Consider the following 26,037-nt stretch of genomic DNA (forward strand, 5'->3'; position numbering starts at 1 on the left):
CTTAGTACGAGAGGACCGGGATGGACGCACCGCTGGTGTACCAGTTGTCTTGCCAAAGGCATCGCTGGGTAGCTATGTGCGGACGGGATAAGTGCTGAAAGCATCTAAGCATGAAGCCCCCTCAAGATGAGATTTCCCATAGCGCAAGCTAGTAAGATCCCTGAAAGATGATCAGGTAGATAGGTTCGAGGTGGAAGCGTGGCGACACGTGTAGCTGACGAATACTAATCGATCGAGGACTTATCCTAATGATACGCCTAACGGCGTCACACATGAAATGGCACGGAGTTGCCGGTTACTGACACATATTATCCAGTTTTGAAAGAACAAACTCTTTCAACTTTATACAGTCTGGTGGCGATAGCGAAGAGGTCACACCCGTTCCCATCCCGAACACGGAAGTTAAGCTCTTCAGCGCCGATGGTAGTTGGGGGATTCCCCCTGTGAGAGTAGGACGCTGCCAGGCAATCCAAAAGAACAGCAGACGCTGTTCTTTTTTTTATTATGCTAAACGACCCTTTCTTTTTTTCCTTCTTCTTTCTCTATTTAATTTGTGATAAACTTACGTCATTGTTTGGAAGATTGTTAAATTGAAGGAGGGTGTCCCATGCTGGAAAATGGATTAGTTATGGCATTGATTATTTTAATTATTAATGTTTGTTATGTATCATTCTTTACGATTCGGATGATTCTAACATTAAAGGGATATCGTTATTTTGCTGCATTTGTTAGTATGGTTGAAATTATTATTTATATTATTGGTTTAGGCATGGTGCTGGATAACTTAAATGAAATTCAAAATGTTATTGCTTATGCTGTTGGTTATGGTTTAGGGGTAATCGCCGGAATGAAACTGGAAGAAAAGCTAGCGCTTGGCTACATTACTGTCAATGTGATTACTAAAGAATATGATAAGGATTTGCCAAAGCAGCTTCGAGATCAAGGTTATGGAGTGACGAGCTGGGCAGCCAATGGGCTTGAAGGAGATCGTATGGCGCTGCAAATTTTAACGCCAAGAAAATATGAGTTGAAACTATATAGCCAAATTAAAGAATTGGATCCTAAGGCGTTTATTATCGCTTATGAACCGAAAACAATTCACGGCGGGTTCTGGGTGAAAACTGTTAAAAGAGGGAAGCTGGCAGAATGAGCAAAAAGAAAAAATTTTATTTGCAGGAGAATGAAACAATTGACCAGTGTCTAAAGCGTATGTCGGCAGAAGGTTACACACCTGTCCGAAGAATGGAACGCCCTGTTTTTAAAGAGGAAACTGTTGATGGGGAGAAAAAATATACGCCGATCGGCAGAGAAATCATTTTTGAAGGGAAATTAACCCCTTAAACACGAACATTAAAAAAATAAAAAATAAAATCGTTCGATTTTTTATTGACAATACAGTTTTAAGCTTGTTAAGATGTAGATGACAAATACGTTGCCTCATATAATAGCGGGGATATGGCCTGCAAGTTTCTACCCGATTACCGTAAATGATCGGACTATGGGGAAAGCACATTTTATCTGGGGTTTATTCTGTCTTAACGAGCTTTTTTTGCCCGGATGAGCTGCTTTCTCTTGTGAGAAGGACAGCCATCCGGTTTTTTATATGTTTTTTTATATGCGATTAACTATTTAGGAGGGCAATCATGTCAGTAGAAGTGGGCGTAATTATGGGAAGTACCTCTGATTGGGAAACAATGAAGCATGCTTGCGATATTCTGGAAGAGCTTGAAGTGCCATTTGAGAAAAAAGTCGTTTCAGCCCATCGCACACCTGATCTTATGTTTCAGTATGCTGAAAGCGCAAGAGAGAAAGGGATAAAGGTAATTATCGCTGGTGCGGGAGGTGCCGCTCATCTTCCAGGAATGGTTGCTGCTAAAACGACTTTGCCTGTCATTGGTGTGCCTGTCCAATCTAAAGCACTAAATGGCATGGATTCTTTATTATCCATTGTACAAATGCCAGGGGGTGTGCCGGTAGCAACAGTAGCCATTGGGAAAGCAGGGGCTATCAATGCTGGGTTGCTGGCAGCACAAATATTGTCTGTTACTAATAATGGTCTGGCTGTAAGGTTGAAAGAGCGCCGCAAACATATAGAAGAAACTGTATTGGAAAGTAGTGATCAACTTGTCTAAACGAATGATTGTGCCTGGACAAACAATAGGAATTATCGGCGGTGGACAGCTTGGCCGAATGATGGCCCTAGCTGCTAAAGAAGCAGGTTTTAAGATTGCGGTTCTTGAGCCGGGAGAAAACTCTCCATGTGGACAAGTGGCTGATATCGAAATTAATGCGGCTTATGATGATCCTGAAGCTTTAGATCAATTGGCTGCTGTTAGTGATGTGATTACGTACGAATTTGAAAATATAGATTATGAAGGTTTAAAAAAACTGCAGGAAAAAGCATTTGTCCCGCAAGGAGCGGAACTAATCAGAATCACACAAAACCGTGTGGCTGAAAAAGAAACAATTGTCAAAGCGGGCGTTCCCGTAGCACCTTATGAAGTCATTACGGAAACAGCGGAAATTTATGATACGATAGATAAGCTCGGATATCCGTCTGTCTTAAAAACAGCACGTGGCGGCTACGATGGCAAGGGACAATTTGTGATTAAGGAGCCATCTCAGGTTGAGAAAGCTGCTCAGCTTTTACAGCATGGAGTTTGTGTATTGGAAAAGTGGATTCCATTTGAACGGGAAATTTCAGTGATTGTTACACGAAACCTTCAAGGAGAAACAACTTATTTTCCGGTTGGAGAAAATGTACATAAAGAAAATATTCTCCATGAAACGATTGTACCGGCAAGAGTAGCAGAAGGGGTCAAAAAAGAAGCTGTTAAAGCAGCTGAGAAGATTGCTGAAGCACTCTCACTCGTCGGCACGCTGGCTGTAGAAATGTTTGTCGGCAAGGATGGAGAAATTTACATTAATGAGCTAGCGCCAAGACCTCACAATTCAGGGCATTATACAATTGAAGCTTGTGATGTCTCCCAGTTTGGCCAGCACATTCGTGCGATTTGTAATTGGCCACTAAAAACGCCAGAGCTCTTAAAGCCCGCTCTCATGGTCAATATACTTGGCGAACACATGCCAGAGGTTTTGGAGGGAATAGCAAAACACCCGGAATGGTCCGTTCACTTATACGGAAAAGCAGAAGCAAAAGTAAAACGAAAAATGGGACATATCACAATTCTGACAAGTGACATGGAAGCCGTACTTGAAGAAGTAGAGGCAAGCGGGATCTGGAGCAATAATGGAAAGCTGATCGGAGGATAAAAAAATGATCGAACGTTATACACGCCCGGAGATGGGAGCCATTTGGACGGAGGAAAACCGCTATCAGGCTTGGTTGGAAGTGGAGATTCTTGCCTGTGAAGCATGGGCAGAACTTGGTGACATTCCGAAAGAAGATGTGCAAAAAATTCGCGAAAATGCAGGATTTGATGTAAATCGCATTAAAGAGATTGAAGAAGAAACACGCCATGACGTGGTGGCTTTTACACGTGCGGTATCTGAAACACTTGGAGAGGAACGGAAATGGGTTCATTACGGCTTAACCTCTACGGATGTTGTCGATACAGCATTATCTTATTTACTGAAGCAGGCGAATACGATCTTAAGAAAAGATCTTGAGAATTTTGTCAGCATTCTTAAAGAAAAAGCAAAAGAACATAAATATACCGTGATGATGGGACGCACGCACGGTGTTCATGCAGAGCCGACTACATTTGGCTTGAAGCTGGCTCTGTGGCATGAAGAAATGAAAAGAAATCTTGAACGCTTTAATCAGGCAGCTGAAGGAGTCGAGTATGGAAAAATCTCTGGAGCTGTCGGTACGTATGCGAATATCGACCCATTTGTTGAAGAGTATGTCTGCAAACACCTTGGGACAAAACCGGCGCCGATTTCTACACAAACATTGCAGCGCGATCGACACGCTCATTACATGGCTACGCTAGCTTTAATTGCTACATCTGTCGAGAAATTCGCGGTGGAAATTCGCGGGCTGCAAAAAAGCGAAACACGCGAAGTGGAAGAATTCTTTGCGAAAGGTCAAAAAGGTTCTTCTGCTATGCCGCATAAGCGCAATCCAATTGGTTCAGAAAACATGACAGGCCTTGCCCGTGTGATCCGTGGCCATATGCTGACAGCTTATGAAAATGTGCCGCTTTGGCATGAGCGTGACATCTCTCACTCTTCAGCTGAACGGATTATTTTACCGGATGCTACCATTGCCTTGAATTATATGTTGAACCGTTTCGGAAATATCGTGAAAAATCTAACGGTCTTTCCTGAGAATATGAAGCGCAATATGGATCGGACCTTAGGCTTGATTTATTCACAACGTGTCCTGCTCGCTTTGATCGATAAAGGTATGGCACGCGAAGCAGCCTATGATACGGTTCAGCCGAAGGCAATGGAAGCATGGGAGAGACAAGTCCCATTCCGTGAATTGATTGAAGCGGATGAGAAGATCACCTCAAAATTAACGGCTGAAGAAATTGCTGATTGCTTTGACTATAACTATCACTTACAGCATGTTGATACAATCTTTACCCGTCTTGAATTAGACTGATAACAACATAGAGGTTCCGTACAGGCGGGACCTCCTCTAACAAATAGTGACTGAAGATTTTTAATTATTTTACAAGGGGAAGTCACATTGGAAAAAGGCTCACTGCTTTATGAAGGAAAAGCGAAACGGATTTATGCAACTGATCAGGAGGATGTTGTCTTGATCGCCTACAAAGATTCAGCCACTGCTTTTAACGGAGAGAAGAAGGCAGAGCTGGCGGGCAAGGGAAGATTGAATAATGAAATTAGCAGCCGCCTCTTTTTAAAGCTTAAGGAGCTTAACATTCCCTCCCACTTTATTGAACAGCTCTCCACACATGAGCAGCTGGTCAAGCATGTAAGTATTATTCCTCTCGAAGTTGTTACGCGAAATGTGGCGGCAGGCAGCCTAGCCAAGCGTCTCGGACTCGAAGAAGGACAGGTATTTGATCAGCCAATCGTTGAATTCTACTTTAAAGATGATCAACTTGGTGATCCTCTTCTTACTGAAGACCACATTCAGTTATTGAAAATTGCTTCTAAAGAGGAAGTAGCTGAGATAAAGAAGCAAGCTCTGGCGATTAATGAAGCACTCCTCTCATTATTTGCAGATATGGAAATCGATTTGATCGACTTTAAAGTCGAATTCGGCAAAGACAAAAATGGATCCATTTTACTGGCCGATGAAATCTCGCCGGATACGTGCCGTCTATGGGAACGGAACACAAACCGCAAGTTAGATAAAGATGTGTTCCGCCGTGATTTAGGCAATTTAGTAGAAGCATATGAAGAAGTGTTTAATAGATTAGGGGGAAATCAGCATGTATAAAGTAAAAGTATTCGTTACATTAAGAGAAAGTGTATTAGACCCACAAGGAAAAGCGGTTCAACAGTCATTAGCTAATCTTGGTTATGAAGGCGTTCAAGACGTACGCATCGGAAAATATATGGAATTAACGGTCGATGGGAACAGTCAGGAAGTAGAAAAGACAGTAAACGAAGTATGCGAGAAGCTGTTGTCTAATCCAGTTATCGAAGATTACAGATACGAGATTGAGGAGAGTGTTCAGCAGTGAAATTCGCAGTGATTGTGTTCCCGGGCTCTAATTGTGATGTTGATATGTTTCATGCAGTGAAAGACGAATTGGGCGAGGAAGTAGAATATGTTTGGCATGATGCTGATGATTTAAGCCAATTTGATGGCATTTTGCTACCAGGCGGCTTCTCCTACGGCGATTATCTTCGATCTGGAGCGATCGCCCATTTATCGAAGGTGATGAACGAAGTAAAAAAAGCAGCTGAAGCAGGAAAGCCAGTTCTCGGTGTATGTAATGGTTTCCAGATTCTACTTGAGTCAGGTTTGCTGCCAGGAGCTATGCTGCGCAATAAAGACTTAAAGTTCGTTTGCCGACCGACACAACTGCGAGTAGAAAACAACGAAACCATGTTTTCTTCTGCATATAGCAAGGGTGAAGAAATTACTGTTCCTGTTGCTCACGGAGAAGGAAACTACTACTGTGATGAAGCAACGTTAAAACAACTGCAAGACAATCAGCAAATCGTATTTACGTATGCAGACAATTTCAATGGTAGTTTGCAGGACATCGCTGGAATTGTAAATGAAAAAGGAAATGTTCTTGGAATGATGCCTCATCCTGAGCGAGCAGTGGATGAGCTGCTTGGAAGTGCAGACGGATTAAAATTATTTCAATCAATCGTAAAACAATGGAGGGAATCTCATGTCGTTAATGCTTGAACCAAGTCCATCACAAATTAAAGAACAGAAAATTTACCGCGAGATGGGCATGACGGATGAGGAATTCGCAAAAGCTGAGCAGATTCTGGGACGCACGCCAAACTATACGGAAACCGGTCTTTTCTCTGTTATGTGGTCTGAACACTGCAGCTATAAAAATTCCAAACCAGTACTTCGTAAATTTCCGGTAACAGGAGAACGTGTTCTTCAAGGGCCGGGAGAAGGAGCTGGAATTGTTGATATTGGCGACGAGCAGGCCGTTGTGTTTAAAATTGAAAGCCACAACCATCCTTCAGCGATTGAGCCGTATCAAGGGGCAGCCACAGGCGTGGGCGGCATTATCCGCGATGTTTTCTCAATGGGGGCCCGCCCGGTAGCGATGTTAAATTCCTTGCGGTTTGGTGAATTAGAGTCAAGCCGTGTCAAGTATTTATTTGAAGAAGTAGTAGCAGGCATTGCTGGCTATGGCAACTGTATTGGTATTCCAACGGTCGGCGGGGAAATTCAGTTTGACCATACGTATGAAGGCAACCCTCTCGTTAATGCGATGTGTGTCGGATTGATTGATCACAAAGATATCCAAAAAGGCCAGGCAAAAGGCATTGGCAATACGGTTATGTACGTAGGCGCAAAAACAGGACGCGATGGCATTCACGGAGCGACTTTTGCTTCTGAGGAATTGAGTGAACAATCTGAAGAAAAGCGTCCGGCCGTTCAAGTAGGTGACCCGTTTATGGAGAAACTGTTGCTGGAAGCTTGTCTTGAACTTGTGAAAAGTGATGCACTTGTCGGCATTCAAGATATGGGAGCAGCCGGATTGACAAGTTCTTCAGCTGAGATGGCGAGCAAGGCTGGTTCAGGCATCGAAATGAACCTTAATTTTGTACCTCAGCGTGAAACAGGCATGACACCATATGAAATGATGCTTTCAGAATCACAAGAGCGGATGCTCATTGTCATCAAAAAAGGACGGGAAAAAGAAATCGAAGAGCTTTTTGCCAAATATGGACTGGAGGCTGCTAAGGTTGGCCGTGTAACAGATGACGGTATGCTTCGCCTTCTTCATAGAGGGGAAATAGTGGCGGAAGTACCTGCTGATGCACTGGCGGAAGATGCACCAGTCTACTATAAGCCGTCAGCGGAGCCAGCTTACTATCGCGAGTATCAGGCAATGGAGCAGGAAACGCCTCAAGTCACAGATTTTAAAGAAACACTGATTCAATTGCTTTCCCAGCCTACCATTGCGAGCAAAGAATGGGTTTACGGGCAATACGATTATCAAGTACGGACAAATACAGTAGTGGCTCCAGGCTCTGATGCAGCGGTCATTCGTGTGCGCGGTACAAATAAAGCGCTAGCGATGACAACAGACTGTAACTCTCGTTATCTATATCTCGATCCGGAAACAGGCGGAAAAATTGCGGTAGCAGAAGCTGCGCGTAATATCGTTTGCTCAGGCGGTGAACCATTGGCCATTACAGACTGTTTGAACTTTGGAAATCCGGAAAAACCGGAAATCTTCTGGCAGATTGAAAAAGCAACAGACGGAATGAGCGAGGCATGCCGAGTGTTGAGTACCCCGGTAATCGGAGGAAATGTTTCTTTATATAATGAAACGAACGGAACAGCTGTTTACCCAACACCTGTTGTGGGCATGGTCGGTCTAATTAAAGATCTTTCTCATATTACAACGCAAAGCTTCAAACAAGCAGGCGATCTTATCTATATCATCGGAGAAACAAAAGCGGAGTTTGGCGGAAGTGAATTGCAGAAGCTGCATAATAATGGAGAAATCTTCGGAAAAGCACCAGCGATTGATTTAACAGTAGAGGAAGCAAGACAGGAGGCTTTATTAAGGGCCATCCAAGCAGGCGCTGTACAATCAGCACATGATGTAGCGGAGGGCGGATTTGCAGTGGCCCTTGCGGAAAAAGCTTTCGGCACAGGTCTTGGAGCAAATATAGAAATGGATGATGACATCGAGCGGACAGCCGCTTTATTCAGTGAAACACAGTCCCGTTTTATCGTAACAGTCAGCAAAGAAAACCAAGAGGCGTTTGAATCCATCGTAGCGGAAGCGAAGCTTGTTGGAGAAGTAACAGCTGAAGAAAATTTAGTGATCAAACAGCAAGAGGATATAGTTATCAAAGCAGAAGTCCGTGAACTTGAAGGAGCTTGGAAAGGAGCGATTCCATGCTTGCTGAAGTCAGAGGCTTAAATGAAGAGTGCGGCGTGTTTGGCATATGGGGGCATGAGGATGCGGCACAGATCACTTATTATGGTCTGCACAGCCTACAGCATCGTGGTCAAGAAGGTGCTGGGATCGTTGTATCAGACGGCGAAAAGCTTCGTGGCGTAAAAGGTGAGGGACTCGTCACAGAGGTATTTAGCCAAGAAAAGGTTCAAGAGTTAAAGGGCTTTGGTGCCATTGGCCACGTAAGATATACAACAGCAGGAGGCGGCGGATATGAAAATGTTCAGCCGCTGCTGTTTCATTCGCAAACCGGCAGTCTGGCACTAGCTCATAATGGAAATTTAGTGAATGCTACTTCTTTAAAGCATCAGCTGGAAGGACAAGGAAGTATCTTCCAAACAACTTCAGATACTGAAGTTTTGGCTCACTTAATCCGCCGTGGCGGATTTGGAACGATGAAAGACCAGATGAAGCATGCGCTATCGATGCTAAAGGGTGCTTATGCTTTTCTGGTTATGACAGAAAATGAATTGCTGGTGGCGCTTGATCCGAATGGTTTGCGCCCGTTATCAATTGGTCAGCTCGGTGATGCATTTTGTGTCGCTTCCGAAACTTGTGCTTTTGATATTGTCGGTGCAAAATTTATTCGCGATGTAGCACCAGGTGAATTATTAATTATTAACAAGGACGGCATACGGTCCGAGCGGTTCTCAATGGCGACCAACCAGGCTATTTGCACGATGGAATATGTCTATTTCTCCCGTCCGGATAGTGACATTCACGGAATTAATGTTCACAGCGCGAGAAAGCGTTCTGGCATTCAGCTAGCAAAAGAAGTAAATATTGAAGCGGATGTCGTAACTGGAGTGCCAGATTCAAGTATTTCGGCTGCTATCGGCTTTGCCGAAGCAACAGGAATTCCTTATGAAATGGGACTCATTAAAAACCGCTATGTCGGCCGGACGTTCATCCAGCCTTCTCAATCGTTACGTGAACAAGGGGTAAAAATGAAGCTGTCGCCGGTTCGCGGCGTTGTTGAAGGCAAGCGGGTTGTCATGGTAGATGATTCAATCGTCCGCGGTACAACGAGCAGACGCATTGTGAAAATGCTAAAGGATGCTGGTGCGTTGGAAGTACATGTGTGCATTACTTCGCCGCCAATTAAAAATCCTTGCTATTACGGCATTGATACATCAACAAGAGAAGAGTTAATCTCCGCTACTCACTCCGTAGAAGAATTAAGGGAGGCAATCGGCGCCGACTCTTTAACATTCTTGAGTGTGGAAGGATTGATTAAGGCAATCGGTCATGAAAAACAAAATGGTCATTGCGGCCAGTGTCTCGCCTGTTTTACAGGGGAGTATCCGACAGAAATTTTGCCGGACACGATGCATCCGCATGATAAAGAACTGATGTGTTAATAAAGCTAGCTGTTCATGCAGCTAAGAGTATATAAGGGGGATCTACGAATGGCAAAGTCGTATGAAGCGGCAGGAGTAAATATTGAAGCGGGCTATGAAGCGGTGGACCGGATGAAGAAACATGTAAAACGGACGAACCGTGCAGGCGTGATGGGCACGCTTGGCAGTTTCGGCGGCATGTTTGATTTATCTGCTACAAATGTAAAAGAACCTGTGTTAGTATCCGGCACGGATGGTGTTGGCACGAAATTAAAGCTCGCTTTTATGATGGACCGTCATGATACGATTGGTATTGACTGTGTGGCGATGTGCGTGAATGACGTCATTGTACAGGGAGCAGAACCGCTTTACTTCCTTGATTATATTGCCTGCGGCCAGGCTTTGCCTGAAAAGATCGAGCAAATCGTCAAGGGAGTCGCCGACGGCTGTGAACAGGCGGGATGTGCATTAGTCGGCGGTGAAACCGCAGAAATGCCCGGCATGTACAGTGACGGCGAATATGATATCGCCGGCTTTACCACAGGAGTGGCGGAAAAAAGCAAGCTGATTACTGGTGAGAATATTCAGGAGGGAGATGTCCTGATTGGACTGCCTTCAAGCGGCGTACATAGCAACGGGTTCTCGCTCATACGCAAAATCTTTTTTGAGCAACATGGCCTTACGCCAGAAGCGGAGCTGGAAGAGCTGTCTGCTCCTCTCGGAGAGGTACTGCTTACACCGACAAAGATTTACGTGAAGCCGGTTCTTGAAGTATTGAAAAACTTGGAAGTCAAGGGCATGGCCCATATAACAGGCGGCGGTTTTATCGAAAATATTCCACGCACACTGCCGGAAGGATTAGGTGCAGTTATTACAGAAGGCACATGGGACGTTCCAGAGGTTTTCCATGCATTGAAAGCATACGGAGAGCTTGATCCGAAGGAAATGTATAACATTTTCAATATGGGTATTGGATTAGTCATGGTCGTATCTGCCACAGAAGAAGAGCAGGCCAAACAGCTGATTGAACAAGCAGGGGAGAAAGCTTATACAATCGGACGGGTTATCTCAGGTGAAGGGGTTCAATTCGAGTGATGAAAACAGAGAAAAAAAACTGTATCGCCCTCTTTGCATCCGGCAGCGGAAGTAATTTTCAGGCGATCGCAGAAGCGGTTCAACAAGGGGAAATTCCGGCTCATATTGCTTTGTTAGTTTGTGACCAACCGGATGCATATGTGATCAAGCGTGCAGAACAATTTAATATTCCAGTGTTTTCTTTTCGGGCAAAAGACTACGCATCCAAGGCAGAATTCGAACAAGAAATAGTCGAGAGACTCCGGGAAGCCGGAGTTGACTTTATTTTTCTGGCAGGATATATGCGTTTAATTGGGGATACTCTTTTAAACGCTTATCGTGGCAAAATAGTAAATATCCATCCTTCTTTGCTTCCTGCTTTTCCAGGAAAAGATGCAATCGGCCAGGCTTTTAATGCTCGGGTGAAGATTGCCGGAGTGACCGTTCACTTTGTGGATGAAGGAATGGACACCGGGCCTATTATTGATCAGGAGAGTGTCCGGATGGCGGGAGATGAAACACGGGAATCATTACAGAAAAAAATTCAAGCAGTTGAACATGAATTGTATCCGCGGGTAATCAAAAAACTTTTAACTGAAGCAGTTATGGAGGGAATAACAGAATGAAAAAACGTGCGTTACTCAGTGTATCAGATAAAAGTGGCATCGTAGATTTGGCCAAAGAATTAATAGCGTTAGATTTTGAAATTGTTTCAACAGGCGGAACGAAAAAAATGATTCAAGAAGCCGGACTGCCGGTCATGAGTGTCAGTGACGTGACTGGGTTTCCGGAGATTCTTGAAGGCCGTGTGAAAACATTAAATCCATTTATCCATGGAGGCCTTCTTGCAAAAAGAGGAGAAGCTGATCATGCGAGACAGCTGGAGGAACAAAAGATTACTCCTATCCATCTTGTCTGTGTCAATCTGTATCCGTTCCAACAAACGATTGCCAAACCCGATGTAACAGTAGATGATGCCATTGAAAACATTGATATCGGCGGACCAGCTATGCTGCGTGCCTCTGCTAAAAATCATGAATACGTAACAGTGATTGTAGATTCAGCTGATTATGAAACAGTATTGGCAGAATTAAAGTCATCTGGAGACACAACAAAAGAAACAAGACGAAAGCTGGCGGCAAAAGTGTTCCGTCACACGGCAGCTTATGACGCGATGATTGCTAACTACATGACAGAACTAACAGATGAAAAGCAACCGGAAAAAATGACAGTTACATATGAGTTAAAGCAGCCGCTCCGTTATGGAGAAAACCCACATCAGAAAGCTGCTTTTTATGAACAGCCGCTTGGCTCTGCCTTTTCGATTGCGCGTGCCAAACAGCTGCATGGAAAAGAGCTTTCGTACAATAACATTCGTGATGCTGATGCTGCCTTGCAAATCGTTAAGGAGTTTGCCGAGCCAGCGGCGGTAGCAGTGAAACACATGAATCCATGTGGTGTTGGCGTAGGCAGTACGATCCAGGAAGCGTATGAGCGAGCTTATGAAGCAGACCCAACTTCTATTTTCGGAGGAATTGTGGCGTTGAACCGTCCTGTAGATGGAACACTTGCTGAAAAACTGCACGAAATCTTCCTGGAAATCATCATTGCCCCGGAATTTACAGAAGAAGCGCTTGCTATATTAACAGCAAAGAAGAACATTCGCCTGTTAACGTTGCCGTTTGATAAAGGAAATAGCAGTGAAAAGGTATTAACATCTGTAGAGGGCGGCTTGCTTATTCAAGATCTAGACCTCCATTCACTTGACGATGCGGACCTCCGAGTGGTTACCAAACGTGAGCCGACAAAAGAAGAGTGGGCGGCAATGAAGCTTGGCTGGAAAGTTGTAAAACATGTCAAGTCCAATGCCATTGTTGTGACAGATGATAGGATGACACTCGGTGTTGGGGCAGGACAAATGAACCGCGTAGGCGCAGCGAAAATTGCCCTTGAACAAGCTGGAGAAAAAGCAAATGGAGCAGCCCTTGCTTCTGATGCGTTTTTCCCGATGAATGATACGGTAGAAGCAGCAGCTAAAGCAGGCATTACAGCGATTATCCAGCCGGGCGGGTCCATTAAAGATGAAGATTCTATTAAAAAAGCGGACGAATACGGCATTGCGATGGTGATGACCGGCATTAGACATTTTAAACATTAATCAAGCGGGGGAGGAACAAAGATATGAACGTTCTTGTTATTGGCCGCGGAGGCAGAGAACATGCAATCTGTAAGAAGCTTTCGGAAAGCCCGCAAGTGCAGACAGTCTTTTGTGCACCGGGCAATGCTGGTATTGCCCAGGATGCAGAAATCGTAGAGCTTGATGAAATGGACTTTATCGCGTTAAGCGAGTTCGCTATCAGCCAGAACGTCGGGTTAACTATCATTGGCCCTGAAAATCCGCTTTCCGCCGGGATTGTCGATCACTTTCAAGAAAAGGGATTAAAAGTATACGGACCGAACAAAGCGGCAGCGGAGCTTGAAGGAAGCAAGTCATTTGCTAAGATGATGATGGAAAAATACAATATTCCTACTGCCCACTATGCTTCTTTCGATAATTACAAGGAAGCAAAAGCATATATTGAAGAGCAGGGAGCACCGATTGTATTAAAAGCAGACGGGCTTGCAGCTGGAAAAGGCGTGACGGTCGCCATGACGCTGGAGGAAGCGCTCGCTGCCCTTGAAGAGATGATGGTAGCTAAAAAGTTTGGCGAGGCTTCTTCGAGACTAGTCATTGAAGAGTACCTTGAAGGAGAAGAGTTTTCTCTAATGGCCTTTGTCAATGGTGAGCATGTCTATCCGATGGAACCAGCTCAGGATCATAAGCGGGCGTTTGACAACGATGAAGGTCCGAATACAGGCGGCATGGGGGCTTATTCTCCGATCCCTCATATTTCAGCTGATGTGATTGAGCAGTCCATTCAGGAAATTCTGCTCCCGATTGCCAAAGGGATGGCAGCGGAAGGACGCCCGTTCACGGGTATTATTTTCGCAGGATTAATGCTGACAAAAGAGGGGCCAAAAACAATCGAATTTAATGCCCGCTTTGGCGACCCGGAAACACAGGTGGTGTTGCCGCGGCTCGAATCAGATCTTGCCCAGGTTTTCTTAGATGTGCTGTCAGGAAAAGATCCTGAGCTGAAATGGAAAGATGAGGCGGTGCTCGGTGTTGTGCTTGCAGCAGAGGGCTATCCTGGAAGCTATGAAAAAGGCCACCCGATTAAAGGGATTGAGAGAATAGAAGCTTCTGCTGTATTGCATGCAGGAACATTTAAGGACGAGGAAGGAACGGTCTGTGCAAATGGAGGCCGGGTACTGCTTGTGACGGGTATAGCTCCATCTATTCAGGAGGCCAGACAAGAAGCCTATAAGAAAGTAGCAGCGATTGAGACAGATCACTTTTTCTACCGGAAAGATATTGGCAGCCGGGCCATTGCCAGTGCCCAGTCAATAAAATAATGTAGCGGAACAAGGCTCTTTTTAGGAGCCTTGTTTTTTTGTGTTTCACAAAAGGGCAGTCAAGTAATCATGTTTGTAAGCCGCTTCCTATGGAAAGTAATAATTATGGAAGATTACAAAACAGAAAGGCGGAAAGGCATGTTTCATTATACAAAAGTCGTATCTGCTTCTTTAGAAGAAGCTATTTCTAGGCTGGAGAGCTCCTTGAAAAGCGAAAGGTTTGGCGTGCTTTGGCAATTTGACATTCAGGAAAAACTGCAAGAAAAGGGAGTGGATTTTAACAAGAAGTTTATCGTGCTGGAAGTGTGCAATCCGCACGAAGCTAAAAAGTGCTAGAAGAAGAAAGTCTTGCCGGCTACTTTCTGCCGTGTAAAATTGTTGCTTATGAAGAGAACGGCCAGACAAAAGTTGGGATGCCAAAGCCGACAATTTTAATCTCCATGCTTGAAAACGACAAATTAAAAGAAGTGGCAAGGGATATTGAAAGCAGATTGATTAACTGTATTGACGCTGTTTAACAAAGCAATGAAGGAGTGAGCAAAAAAACTGACCATTATTCAACAAAGTGATAAAAAGCTCATCAAATATGATCATCTCCTATCTATCATTGGTATAAAAGTTTAAATAGCTCACTAAGGCAGAAGGAAGTGTCCTTCTGTCTTTTTTATGATCTTCATAAATTCTTAACAAAAAACGCTCAAAATGAGAGAGAGCACAATGAAAGGGTGTCAGGATGGAACAAATCTCATTAATTGTTGCGTTGGGAGCAGGGTTATTATCGTTTTTTTCACCATGTATTTTTCCTATACTTCCTGCTTATATCTCTCACTTAACAGGCGGAACAATTCAAAATCAGAAATTATATGTAGATAGACCATTATTAATTCAGCGCTCGATTGCCTTCGTGACAGGCTTCAGCTTAGTGTTTATGTTAATATGTTGCTATCTATGCAGGTTATAACAAAGTATTAAATGCAACAACGAGTAAAGGCGTGGCGCTTGTATCGTTAGATAATGCATACTGGGGACCGAAATATGCCGGAGCAAAGCGCGTAATTAAAAAATTACCCATTGGTGACAGTTTCATAGATGTGCTGGAGACCGATAAAGCATACGCGGCGATTGATGCTCTTTCTAAACAAAAGGTGATTGAAGGGTTTGATGATCATATATTTAGACCGGACGAGCCTGTTACACGAGGGCAGGCTGCGGCTATTATAAACAGGGTATTAAAGCTTAAACCTAAGGTGATGAGTCAGTTTAAGGATGTTCCCAAAACAAAACGTTTTGCTGCTGATATTGCCGCCATCCGGGAAGCGAACATTATTAGCGGGTTTCAGGATAAAACGTTTCGGCCGGATGAATATTTAACTCGCAATGAAATGGCTGTCATTGTGCAGCGGGCGTTTAAATTAAATCCCGATTTAGCGAAGGCAACGAATACATACTCAGATGTGAATGATCAGCATTGGGCTTATCAGGCTTCTTTAATAATGAAGAATATCGATAAGACAGGTATTTTTAGTGATGTGAAGTTTTATGGAACCCATCGGGCATCAAGAGCTGTCTTCTCGGCTGCATTTTATAACTCTATGAATACAAAATGAAAAATAGTCCCAGACAGATTCCTGGGACTATTTTTAGCGAGAAATCAATTCATATGTGAAAGGAAATTCAGAAAATAAGGGGGAGAAAAACGTTCATATATAAAGGAAAAACACCATATGAAATAGTATGCGCAATTTTTCACATATTGTTCAAAAAAAATCAATTTCTTTAATGCTTTAAACTATGAAATATGTTAAGATAACACTAATCTAAAATACGGGATAATAGCTTCCTTGCAGGAGGGGTGTTTAGATAAATGTTAGAACAAAGACATCAGTGGAAAAACAAACAATTAAGAGAACATGTAGCGGTAGTGAATGGTGAACTTTCTCCGACGCTAGTGCTGAAGAATGCCCGCTTTTTGCATTCGGTGCTAAAGCAATGGATAACTGCGAATATATGGATATATGAAGATCGTATCGTTTATGTAGGAGAAGAAATGCCAGAGGCTGATCAAGGCGAAGTGTATGATTGCAGTGGCAAAACTCTCGTTCCGGGTTATATTGAACCGCATGTCCATCCGTTTTTACTTTACAATCCGCAAAGCTTCGCAGAATTTGCAGCGAAAACAGGCACAACTACATCTATTAACGATAACTTAATGTTGTTTTTGTCATTAGAAGAAAAGAAAGCGTTTTCTTTGTTAGAAGAATTTCGGTCACTTCCTGTCAGCATGTACTGGTGGTGCCGCTACGACGGCCAAACAGAATTGGCGAATGAAGAAGAGGTTGTCTCTAACGTAGCGGTGAAAGCTTGGATGGAGCATGATGCCGTTGTACAGGGAGGCGAACTGACTGGCTGGCCGAAGCTTCTGGCTGGCGATGAGATGATGCTGCACTGGATACAGGAAACAAAGCGCCTTCGCAAACGAATTGAAGGTCATTTTCCGGGCGCCTCCGAGAAAACACTAACGAAGATGGCCCTGCTTGGAGCAGATAGCGATCATGAGGCGATGAACGGAAAGGACATCTATAAGCGACTTATGGCTGGCTATATGGTTTCCTTGCGCCATTCATCCATCCGGCCGGATCTTGAAGTGCTGCTTCAGGATATGAAAGACATGGGCCTTAAACAATATGATATGATGATGTTTACAACAGATGGCGCAAGCCCTTCCTTTTATAAAGAGGGCATTTTAGATTGGATGATTGCTAGAGCAATTGAATATGATATTCCAGTCATTGATGCCTACCATATGGCTAGCTACAATGTGGCAAAGTATTACCGTATAGATCATTTACACGGCATGATTGCGCCGGGACGTATTGCTAATATTAACGTGTTAAGGGACGAATTCCATCCTTCGCCTATTTCTGTGTTGTCAAAAGGGCAATGGGTGAAGAGAGAAGAGGAAATTATGCCTTTCCCAACTATAAGATGGGAGGAGTTTGGATTTGGTCCGCTTGATTTGGATTATAGCTTGAAAGAAGAAGATTTGCAATTTTCTATGCCTTTTGGAGTGCAGCTTATTAACAACGTAATAACAAAGCCGTACTCACTTGAAAGAGATATGTCAGCGGAAGAGATTTCTACCACGGATGATGAGAGCTTTTTAGTATTGCTCGATCGCCAGGGAAAATGGCGAGTGAATACCACTCTTAAAGGATTTACTTCAAAGGTAGAAGGGCTTGCTTCTTCTTTTTCCAATACGGGAGATATTCTTTTGATCGGAAAGTGTAAACGTGAGATGGAGCGAGCATTTAATCGGATGAAAGAAATGGGTGGCGGAATTGTCCTCGCTGAAGGTGAAAAAGTAATTTATGAGATTCCGTTAGAGCTTTCAGGACTAATGTCCACTAAGCCATTTGAGGACATTATGGATGAAGAAGAAAAATTAAAGGGGCTTCTAGTGGAAAGAGGTTATTTATATGATGATCCTCTGTATACTCTATTATTTTTATCATCTACTCATTTGCCATATATTCGTATTACTCCGCAAGGAATGTATGATGTAATGAAGAAAACGGTACTCTTTCCAACGATAATGCGTTAAAATAGTAAAGTATAGAGAAATATATATGGGAGTTTGTGTATGAAAAAATTGACCATGCTCGCCTTGTTAACGAGCACTTTGCTTATGGGCGGCTGCTGGGGAGAGAAAGAGACAAAGATAGAAAAAGACAGCGTGCAGGAAGCCAAGGGACAGACATATAAATTTCCTTTAACTGGAAAAAGAGTGGAAGAACGGCCTGAACAGCGTGCAGTCGCCGTAGTAATTAATAATCACCCGCAGGCACGGCCGCAAACGGGCTTAGCTGCCGCAGACGTGGTGTATGAAGTATTAGTTGAAGGGGATATGACAAGATTTCTTGCTATTTATCAAAGTGAACAACCTAAAGAAGTAGGGCCTGTTCGCAGTGCCCGAGACTACTTTATTGATTTAGCTAAAGGATACGACAGTTTATTTATTGCTCACGGATATAGTCCTGAAGCAAAGGAGAGGCTGTTTAGTGGAGAGATCGATCAAATAAATGGCATCCAGCACGACAACACAATTTTTATGAGGGATGCTTCTCGTAAAGCACCGCATAATTCTTATATCCAGTTTGACAAGATGTATGAACAGGCGGAGATCAACGGATATAAGATGAAAGGGATGCCAGACCGGCTGAATTTTCTCAAGTCATCGGATGCGATTGCAGGAGCTGAACAGAAAGCACCGTCTGTTCAGATTAATTATTCTAGCAAGCCGGCCTTTCAGGTGGAGTACAAGTATGACGCTGACAAAAAGGAATATGAACGATTTGTCGGAGAGGAACAGCAGGTGGACCGGGAAACGAAAAAAGCCGTCAGTGCAGCTAATATCCTGATTATCGAAGCGGAGCATCGAGTGACAGATGGGGAAGGCCGTCTTGATATCAATCTTTCTTCGGGAGGAAATGCTTACCTTCTTCAGAATGGAGTGGTTCATACGGCAGAGTGGTCAAATGTAGACGGGCGGATTTTACCTTTTAAAGATGGGGCTCCAATGGGATTTGTGAAGGGAAAGACGTGGATCAATATTATTCCTGCTTCTAAAGGGTTAAACAAGATGGTAACTTTGCGAAATAACTAAAAAAGGGGTTTGACGCTTAATATGCAAATTGAAAAGCTGCGCGGAAGGGAATTGGATCAGTTGTTTGAAGCGGTTCTTTCACTTCGCGATTTAGAAGAATGTTATTTATTTTTCGATGATCTTTGCACGGTAAATGAAATTCAGTCTTTGGCCCAACGTTTGGAAGTAGCGCGTATGCTTAAAGAAGGCAAAACCTATCATAAAATCGAAAACGGCACGGGTGCATCTACCGCTACCATTTCACGAGTGAAGCGCTGCCTGAATTATGGAAATGATGCCTACCAGCTTGTTTTGGACCGCTTAAAGGAAAAGCAAGTTTTGGAAAAAAAACAACCATAAAAAGAACAAAAATAGGGTCTGGCCCTCATCGCGTTAATTGATTCATGCGATGGGAGTCAGACCTTTGTTTTAGCATGGAGAAACAAATGTTATAATGATGAGGTGCAAATTTGCTATTAGGCAGTCGGCATGGATAAAAGAATGGAGGAAATTGCTAGATGTATGATGTGCGTGAATGGCGTCATGTGTTTAAGTTAGATCCAAATAAGGAGATAGATGACTCAGCGCTCGAGCAGGTATGCGAGTCAGGAACTGATGCCATTATGATCGGTGGCAGTGATGGAGTTACTTTAGAAAATGTACTGAATTTAATGGCGCGTGTCCGCCGTTATACGGTACCATGCGTACTAGAGATATCAACGATTGAATCGATTACCCCAGGATTTGACCTGTACTTTATTCCGATGGTACTAAACAGCGGCAGCTCGGAATGGGTGACCGGTCTTCATCATAAGGCGGTGAAAGAGTACGGAGATCTAATGGACTGGGATGAAATTTATATAGAAGGCTATTGCATTGCAAATCCTGATTGCAAAGCGGCATCATTAACGGAAGCAAAGGCTCCGCTTGCGATAGAAGACATTACAGCATACGCCATGATGGCTGAAAAAATGTTTCAACTGCCTTTATTTTACTTGGAATACAGTGGGACATATGGAGATATAGCTGCCGTAAAAGCCGTACGCCAGACGCTTGATCAAACGGTCTTTTTTTATGGTGGAGGTATTACTGGGCCAGAGCAGGCGAAAGAAGTAGCTGAGTATGCAGACGTGATTGTTGTGGGCAATGCCGTATATGAAAATTTAAATCAAGCACTTCAAACAGTTGCAGCAGTCAAAAATCAGATATAATAGGAACGAACGTTCTAATAGGCGGTGAAAGTACGATGCAATTTTTAACTGAAAAGCTATTAACAGGTTTGAATGAGCAGCAGAAGGAGGCTGTCAAAACGACAGAGGGACCGTTGCTTATTATGGCGGGAGCAGGATCTGGAAAGACAAGAGTATTGACTCATAGGATTGCTTACTTGATGGTAGAAAGAGGCGTGAATCCGTATAACATTCTGGCTATTACCTTTACCAATAAAGCAGCACGAGAAATGAAAGATCGGATCGGCGCGCTGCTTGGTGGGGCGGCAGAGGAAGTCTGGATCTCCACTTTCCACTCGGCTTGTGTCCGCATTTTACGTCGAGATATTGATCGGGTTGGTTACAACCGTAATTTTACAATTTTAGATACAACAGATCAGCAATCGGTCATTAAGGGGATATTAAAAGAAAAAAACCTTGACCCAAAAAAGTTTGACCCTCGCGGCATCCTGGCAGCGATCAGTTCAGCAAAGAATGAGCTGATTGATCCTGAAACATTTAGCAAACGGCAAGGCGGTTATATGGATCAAATCGTCAGCGAAGTATATACGGAATATCAAAAGCGACTGAAGAAAAACCAGGCGCTCGACTTTGATGACTTAATTATGGTGACGATTCAACTGTTTCAGCGGGTGCCGGAAGTGCTGGAGTTTTACCAGCGGAAATTTCAATATATCCACATCGATGAGTATCAGGACACGAATAGAGCACAATACATGTTAGTAAAGCTGCTGGCGAGCCGTTTTCAGAACTTATGTGTAGTAGGTGACTCAGATCAGAGTGTATACGGCTGGCGGGGAGCAGACATTGCCAATATTCTTTCTTTTGAGAAGGATTACCCGCAGTCACGGGCCATTTTCTTGGAACAGAACTACCGATCAACAAAGCGGATTTTGCACGCTGCAAATGAGGTAATCAAAAATAATTTAAATCGCAAGCCGAAAAACTTATGGACTGAAAATACGGACGGCTGTAATATTGCGTACTTCCGTGGTGATAATCAGCAGACGGAGGCTCAGTTTGTGGCAGGGAAGATTCAAGAATTGACAGCGAGCGGTCAAAGAAAGCGTTCAGACATCGCGATTTTATACCGCACGAATGCTCAATCTCGTGTAATTGAGGAAGTATTGATGAAGTCGAACATTGATTACAACATCGTGGGCGGCATCAAGTTCTATGATCGTAAAGAGATCAAGGATTTGCTGGCGTATTTGCGGCTAATCGCTAATCCAGCAGATGATATTAGCTTACAGCGTGTGATCAATGTGCCAAAGCGTGGACTGGGCTCTACCTCCCTTGATAAAATATCACGGTACGCACAAGACAATGACTTAACGATGTATGAAGCTTTAGCAGAAGCGGATTTTATCGGCATTAGTAGCAAGGCGGCGAAGACGGCCCTGGAATTCCGCAGACTCATTGAAACATACACTCAACAGCAGGAATATTTATCGGTTTCTGAGCTGGTGGAAGAAGTATTAGAGCGCACGGGTTACCGTGACATGCTCAAAGCGGAAAAGACAATTGAATCCCAAAGCCGACTGGAAAACATCGAAGAGTTTCTATCCGTTACAAAGAACTTCGAAGACAACAGTGAAGATAAAAGCTTGGTCGCTTTTCTCACAGACTTGGCACTCGTTGCAGACATTGATGAAGTGGGGAAAGAGGAAAAAGTACAGGATTCTGTTGTTTTAATGACACTTCACTCCGCAAAAGGATTAGAGTTTCCAGTCGTCTTTTTAATGGGAATGGAAGAAGGAGTCTTCCCTCATAGCCGTTCCTTAATGGATGAGAATGAAATGGAAGAAGAAAGACGGCTGGCATACGTCGGCATTACAAGGGCAGAAGAAGAGCTTTATTTGACGAATGCTCAAATGCGGACGCTGTATGGTCGGACAAATATGAACCCTGTCTCGCGATTTATTAGCGAAATCCCGGCAGATCTAATTGATGATCTGGCAGCGAGCAAGAAGGTTACTACATCATTCGGTTTAAAAACACAACCTGCCCGCCGTCCGGTTGCTAGACCGCAAATAAAGACAACCAATATCAATTCTGATTGGAAGGTCGGAGACAAGGCGAGCCATAAAAAATGGGGGACAGGAACAGTTGTCAGTGTAAAAGGCAGCGGGGAAAGCATGGAATTAGATATTGCTTTTCCAAGCCCGATCGGCATTAAACGTCTTCTGGCTGCGTTTGCCCCAATTGAAAAAGCATAAATGAAGGAGTGGTCAATATGGACTTGCAAGCTGCTGAAAAGAAAGCACAGGAGCTTCATAATCTATTAAATCAGTATAATTATGAATATTATGTGCTGGACCAGCCCTCTGTTCCTGATTCGGAGTATGACCGCTTAACACAGGAACTGCTTAAGCTGGAAGAGGAGTTCCCTGAACTGCAAACCCCTGATTCACCTACCCAGCGTGTCGGCGGCCAGGTGCTAGATGCCTTTAAGAAAGTGCAGCACGATGCCCCCATGCTGAGCCTTGCTAATGCATTCAATGAAGAAGACTTGCGGGATTTTGACCGCCGGGTAAAGCAGACACTGGATGAAGATAGCTATTCCTACGTATGTGAATTGAAAATCGACGGTCTGGCTGTTTCTTTAAAATATGAGGATGGATTATTCGTTCAAGGCTCAACACGCGGGGATGGCACGATCGGTGAAGATATTTCCGTGAATTTAAGGACCATCCGTTCTATCCCTTTACGTGTAAAAGAGCCGCTGACAATGGAAGTACGAGGAGAAGCTTTTATGCCAAAGCAATCCTTTATTGCTTTAAACGCCATTCGTGACGAAAAGGGAGAAGAGCCTTTTGCAAACCCCCGCAATGCAGCAGCCGGGTCTCTGCGCCAGCTGGACCCGCGGATTGCAGCTTCCCGCAACTTGGACATTTTTCTGTATGGAGTAGCCGAAGCGGAAACGCTAGGGGTTAACACTCATAGCGAAAGCTTGGAGATGTTAGACCGTCTGGGATTTAAAACAAATAAAGAGCGCCAAGTGTGCCGCACGATTGACGAAGTCATCGAGTATATTGGCGGCTGGGCCGATAAACGGCCAAAGCTGCCTTATGAGATCGATGGCATCGTAGTCAAAGTGAATTCGCTTGAACAGCAAAAGGAACTGGGAGCAACAGTAAAAAGTCCACGTTGGGCGATTGCCTTCAAATTTCCAGCTGAAGAGGTTGTCACAAAGTTAACTGGCATTACGTTAAGTGTGGGCCGGACAGGTGTAGTGACACCGACCGCTTTATTGCAACCGGTCAAAGTAGCTGGAACAACCGTACAGAGGGCAACGCTGCACAATGAAGACCTAATTCGAGAAAAAGATATCAAGATCGGTGACTTTGTGGTCATTAAAAAAGCGGGGGATATTATTCCTGAGGTTGTCAATGTCATTGCTGAACGACGGACAGGCGAAGAAGAAGAGTTTCAGATGCCGACCCATTGTCCGGAATGTAACAGCGAACTTGTCCGCCTGGAAGGTGAGGTAGCGCTTCGCTGCATAAATCCGCAATGTCCCGCACAAATACGGGAAGGCATGATTCACTTTGTTTCTCGCAATGCGATGAACATTGACGGGTTAGGAGAGAAAGTGGTAGCTCAGCTATATAGAAGCGGTCTCGTACAGGATGTCTCTGATTTGTATAGTCTAACGAAAGAGCAGCTCATTCAGCTTGAGCGGATGGGAGAAAAGTCGGCAGATAACTTGTTAGAGGCTATTGAAGCATCAAAGGACAATTCACTTGAAAAGTTATTGTTTGGTCTTGGTATTCGCCATGTTGGAGCTAAAGCGGCTAAAACACTTGCCCAGCATTTTGAAACGATGCAGGCACTCTCCGAAGCAACTATAGAACAATTAACAGCTATTCATGAGATTGGCGATAAAATGGCCGAGGCTGTTGTTACGTATTTTGATCAACCGGAAGTGGGAGAATTGATCGCTAAACTGCAAGCGGCGGGGGTCAATATGACTTACAAAGGGCCGAAGCTTGCAGCGGTAGCAGCATCTGATTCATTCTTTGCAGGGAAAACAGTTGTTTTAACCGGGAAACTGCATGAGTTAACTCGCAACGAGGCAAAAGAGCGGATTGAAGCTCTTGGCGGAAAAGTGGCGGGCAGTGTGAGCAAAAATACGGATCTTGTGATTGCTGGTGAAGAAGCGGGTTCTAAATTGGAAAAAGCGGTGCAGCTAGCTATTGAAGTATGGGATGAACAAAAGCTGTTGGTTGAACTTAATAAGTAAGAGGTGGCTCTTTTGAAGAAAAAAGTATTTTCGGCGGCACTCGCAGCGATGCTTCTCATGAGCGGATGCGCGCCGAAATTAGATAAAAAAGATGAAGTAATCCAGGAAGATGGAAAGCAGGAGAAAGCGATCATTCCAAACTATCAAATCTCCGAGAATTTTTACCGGACGATCGTACCATTTAAGCCAGGAAAGGCAAGAGGAATGGTCGTCTCCAACCTTAATACACGCTACGATATAGTGGAATTTGAAACGGGTTTAATGAGAATTGCCCAAGACAACTTTTCTCCGAAAGATTATTTATTCCAGGAAGGGCAAATGCTTGACGGCGACACGATCAAGGCATGGCTGGAACGGAAGTATACACCTGAACAGCTGAAAGAAAAAAATGAGCAATTGAAAGAAAAAAATATGGATCCAGTAAAAAATCTTGGGTTGAATCCACCGGACAGCGGAAAAGGCTCAGTGGAGCAGCGCAATGAAGACAGCCCGATTTATTTGGCGCATGTAATGGAGCATGATTACCTGACAAAAACAGATAACAATTCATTGCAATTATCAGGAGCTGTTATTGGACTTGCTTTAAACTCTGTACACTACTATACAAAAGAGAAGTACGGAGCTGTCTATGATTACAAAATCCCTGATGAAGAAGTAGAGCGTGAAGGCAAGAAAATAGCGGAGGAAGTAGCTCAACGAGTCAGAAAGACGAAAGGATTGGAGAATGTTCCTGTAACGATCGCTTTGTTTAAGCAGGCTCCTCAAAATTCCGTTGTGCCTGGCAATTTTATTGCTTACACGCATCTTGATGCTGATGAAGATAGAATAAGAGGATGGGAGAAAGTGAATGAAAAATATTATCTTTTCCCATCGGCAGAAGCAGAGAAAGATCATCGGGATGACACCACATACTTTTTAAATTTCAAGCAAGATGTGGAGAAGTATTTTAAAAACTATAATGGTGTGGTTGGAACTGCATTATATAACGGCGAAGAACTTGTTGACTTAAAGATTAAGATTCCTATTCAGTTTTATGGAAAGGCAGAGGCCATCGGCTTTACACAGTTTGTTACCGGACTGGTGATGGACCACTTCCCAGCCTATGTTCCTATTGAAGTAACGATCTCTTCAGTCAATGGACCGGAAGCACTTATTGTGAAAAAAGCTAATGAAAAGGAACCGCAAGTGCATATATATGAGTAACAATTAAAAGATGCCCAAAAAGCTTAAGCTTTTTGGGCATCTTTTTTAGTTATTTATTTCTTATTTCCTCCAACAAAGAAATCATCTTTTCATTTTGCTGAATGATCGTTTTATTTTGCTGCCGCAATTTTGTGAAGTCAAATAAGTAGATCAGCAGAATGATTGCTATAAAGAATCCCATACATTTACCTCACGCTCTTTTTACTAATTATACCATATTTGTGTTGTTGGCTACCTCTTTGGAATATTCATTTCAAAAAAGGTTGATATTTCCTTAAAACTGTAT

Annotated in this window: 23 protein-coding genes, 2 rRNA genes, 1 pseudogene and 1 riboswitch (1 of these 27 cut by a window edge); of the genes and pseudogenes, 25 read left to right on the plus strand and 1 reads right to left on the minus strand. The window is 43.6% G+C overall.

What is annotated here, in order from left to right; translation table 11 throughout:
• The 25 genes and pseudogenes from CJ483_RS16200 to CJ483_RS16325 form a co-directional block, all read left to right on the plus strand.
• Positions 1–248 (plus strand): 23S ribosomal RNA (locus tag CJ483_RS16200) (it extends 2,683 nt beyond the left edge of the window).
• A gap of 102 nt (positions 249–350) precedes the next feature.
• Positions 351–466 (plus strand): 5S ribosomal RNA (rrf, locus tag CJ483_RS16205).
• A gap of 141 nt (positions 467–607) precedes the next feature.
• A complete protein-coding gene (locus CJ483_RS16210; RefSeq protein ID WP_120036169.1) occupies positions 608–1,150 on the plus strand; it encodes a DUF2179 domain-containing protein in 543 nt (180 codons plus the stop codon).
• Positions 1,147–1,341, plus strand: a complete 195-nt coding sequence (locus CJ483_RS16215) for an NETI motif-containing protein (protein ID WP_120036170.1) — start codon at positions 1,147–1,149, stop codon at positions 1,339–1,341. The genes CJ483_RS16210 and CJ483_RS16215 overlap by 4 nt, the downstream gene beginning before the upstream one ends.
• A 76-nt stretch (positions 1,342–1,417) precedes the next feature.
• A riboswitch (purine riboswitch) is annotated at positions 1,418–1,519 on the plus strand.
• 124 nt (positions 1,520–1,643) lie between these two features.
• On the plus strand, positions 1,644–2,132 hold the full coding sequence (gene purE, locus CJ483_RS16220; RefSeq protein ID WP_120036171.1) for a 5-(carboxyamino)imidazole ribonucleotide mutase: 489 nt from the start codon (positions 1,644–1,646) through the stop codon (positions 2,130–2,132).
• Positions 2,133–2,136: 4 nt separating this feature from the next.
• Entirely contained in the window at positions 2,137–3,273 is a 1,137-nt protein-coding gene (purK, locus tag CJ483_RS16225; protein ID WP_182917168.1) for a 5-(carboxyamino)imidazole ribonucleotide synthase, read from the plus strand.
• Positions 3,274–3,277: 4 nt separating this feature from the next.
• Positions 3,278–4,573, plus strand: a complete 1,296-nt coding sequence (purB, locus tag CJ483_RS16230) for an adenylosuccinate lyase (RefSeq protein ID WP_120036173.1) — start codon at positions 3,278–3,280, stop codon at positions 4,571–4,573.
• An 87-nt stretch (positions 4,574–4,660) separates the two neighbouring features.
• The gene (purC, locus tag CJ483_RS16235; RefSeq protein ID WP_120036174.1) at positions 4,661–5,380 is read left to right on the plus strand and encodes a phosphoribosylaminoimidazolesuccinocarboxamide synthase; all 720 of its coding nucleotides are present in this window, start codon (positions 4,661–4,663) and stop codon (positions 5,378–5,380) included.
• On the plus strand, positions 5,373–5,627 hold the full coding sequence (gene purS / locus CJ483_RS16240; protein ID WP_120036175.1) for a phosphoribosylformylglycinamidine synthase subunit PurS: 255 nt from the start codon (positions 5,373–5,375) through the stop codon (positions 5,625–5,627). Before purC ends, purS begins: the two co-directional genes overlap by 8 nt.
• Positions 5,624–6,307 (plus strand): phosphoribosylformylglycinamidine synthase subunit PurQ, encoded by a 684-nt coding sequence (purQ, locus tag CJ483_RS16245; protein ID WP_120036176.1) that lies wholly within the window; start codon positions 5,624–5,626, stop codon positions 6,305–6,307. Before purS ends, purQ begins: the two co-directional genes overlap by 4 nt.
• Entirely contained in the window at positions 6,291–8,525 is a 2,235-nt protein-coding gene (purL, locus tag CJ483_RS16250; RefSeq protein ID WP_120036177.1) for a phosphoribosylformylglycinamidine synthase subunit PurL, read from the plus strand. The genes purQ and purL overlap by 17 nt, the downstream gene beginning before the upstream one ends.
• Complete coding sequence (purF, locus tag CJ483_RS16255; RefSeq protein ID WP_120036178.1) at positions 8,501–9,922, plus strand: amidophosphoribosyltransferase; 1,422 nt, start codon at positions 8,501–8,503, stop codon at positions 9,920–9,922. Before purL ends, purF begins: the two co-directional genes overlap by 25 nt.
• Positions 9,923–9,970: 48 nt before the next feature.
• The gene (purM, locus tag CJ483_RS16260; protein WP_120036179.1) at positions 9,971–10,996 is read left to right on the plus strand and encodes a phosphoribosylformylglycinamidine cyclo-ligase; all 1,026 of its coding nucleotides are present in this window, start codon (positions 9,971–9,973) and stop codon (positions 10,994–10,996) included.
• The gene (gene purN / locus CJ483_RS16265) at positions 10,996–11,601 is read left to right on the plus strand and encodes a phosphoribosylglycinamide formyltransferase (protein ID WP_120038093.1); all 606 of its coding nucleotides are present in this window, start codon (positions 10,996–10,998) and stop codon (positions 11,599–11,601) included. The genes purM and purN overlap by 1 nt, the downstream gene beginning before the upstream one ends.
• Positions 11,598–13,133, plus strand: a complete 1,536-nt coding sequence (purH, locus tag CJ483_RS16270) for a bifunctional phosphoribosylaminoimidazolecarboxamide formyltransferase/IMP cyclohydrolase (protein WP_120036180.1) — start codon at positions 11,598–11,600, stop codon at positions 13,131–13,133. Before purN ends, purH begins: the two co-directional genes overlap by 4 nt.
• A 23-nt stretch (positions 13,134–13,156) precedes the next feature.
• Positions 13,157–14,431 (plus strand): phosphoribosylamine--glycine ligase, encoded by a 1,275-nt coding sequence (gene purD, locus CJ483_RS16275; protein ID WP_120036181.1) that lies wholly within the window; start codon positions 13,157–13,159, stop codon positions 14,429–14,431.
• A gap of 138 nt (positions 14,432–14,569) precedes the next feature.
• Positions 14,570–14,949: pseudogene (locus CJ483_RS16280) on the plus strand (DUF302 domain-containing protein).
• A 474-nt stretch (positions 14,950–15,423) separates the two neighbouring features.
• The gene (locus CJ483_RS16290; RefSeq protein WP_259455688.1) at positions 15,424–16,038 is read left to right on the plus strand and encodes an S-layer homology domain-containing protein; all 615 of its coding nucleotides are present in this window, start codon (positions 15,424–15,426) and stop codon (positions 16,036–16,038) included.
• A gap of 257 nt (positions 16,039–16,295) precedes the next feature.
• Positions 16,296–18,032, plus strand: a complete 1,737-nt coding sequence (locus CJ483_RS16295) for an adenine deaminase C-terminal domain-containing protein (protein WP_120036184.1) — start codon at positions 16,296–16,298, stop codon at positions 18,030–18,032.
• 39 nt (positions 18,033–18,071) lie between these two features.
• Positions 18,072–19,094 (plus strand): DUF3048 domain-containing protein, encoded by a 1,023-nt coding sequence (locus CJ483_RS16300; RefSeq protein WP_182917085.1) that lies wholly within the window; start codon positions 18,072–18,074, stop codon positions 19,092–19,094.
• Positions 19,095–19,115: 21 nt separating this feature from the next.
• Entirely contained in the window at positions 19,116–19,433 is a 318-nt protein-coding gene (locus tag CJ483_RS16305; protein WP_120036185.1) for a YerC/YecD family TrpR-related protein, read from the plus strand.
• Between the two features lie 158 nt (positions 19,434–19,591).
• Positions 19,592–20,284 (plus strand): heptaprenylglyceryl phosphate synthase, encoded by a 693-nt coding sequence (gene pcrB / locus CJ483_RS16310; RefSeq protein WP_120036186.1) that lies wholly within the window; start codon positions 19,592–19,594, stop codon positions 20,282–20,284.
• 35 nt (positions 20,285–20,319) lie between these two features.
• Entirely contained in the window at positions 20,320–22,521 is a 2,202-nt protein-coding gene (gene pcrA, locus CJ483_RS16315; RefSeq protein ID WP_120036187.1) for a DNA helicase PcrA, read from the plus strand.
• A 17-nt stretch (positions 22,522–22,538) separates the two neighbouring features.
• On the plus strand, positions 22,539–24,548 hold the full coding sequence (ligA, locus tag CJ483_RS16320) for an NAD-dependent DNA ligase LigA (RefSeq protein WP_120036188.1): 2,010 nt from the start codon (positions 22,539–22,541) through the stop codon (positions 24,546–24,548).
• 12 nt (positions 24,549–24,560) lie between these two features.
• The gene (locus CJ483_RS16325) at positions 24,561–25,751 is read left to right on the plus strand and encodes a CamS family sex pheromone protein (RefSeq protein WP_259455689.1); all 1,191 of its coding nucleotides are present in this window, start codon (positions 24,561–24,563) and stop codon (positions 25,749–25,751) included.
• 49 nt (positions 25,752–25,800) lie between these two features.
• Here the strand turns inward: CJ483_RS16325 and CJ483_RS25145 are convergent, their stop codons facing one another.
• Positions 25,801–25,932: a hypothetical protein gene (locus CJ483_RS25145; RefSeq protein WP_259455690.1), complete on the minus strand. Its 132-nt coding sequence runs from the start codon at positions 25,930–25,932 to the stop codon at positions 25,801–25,803.
• Positions 25,933–26,037: the final 105 nt, after the last annotated feature.

This window comes from Bacillus sp. PK3_68, assembly GCF_003600835.1.
Lineage (GTDB): Bacteria > Bacillota > Bacilli > Bacillales > Domibacillaceae > Pseudobacillus.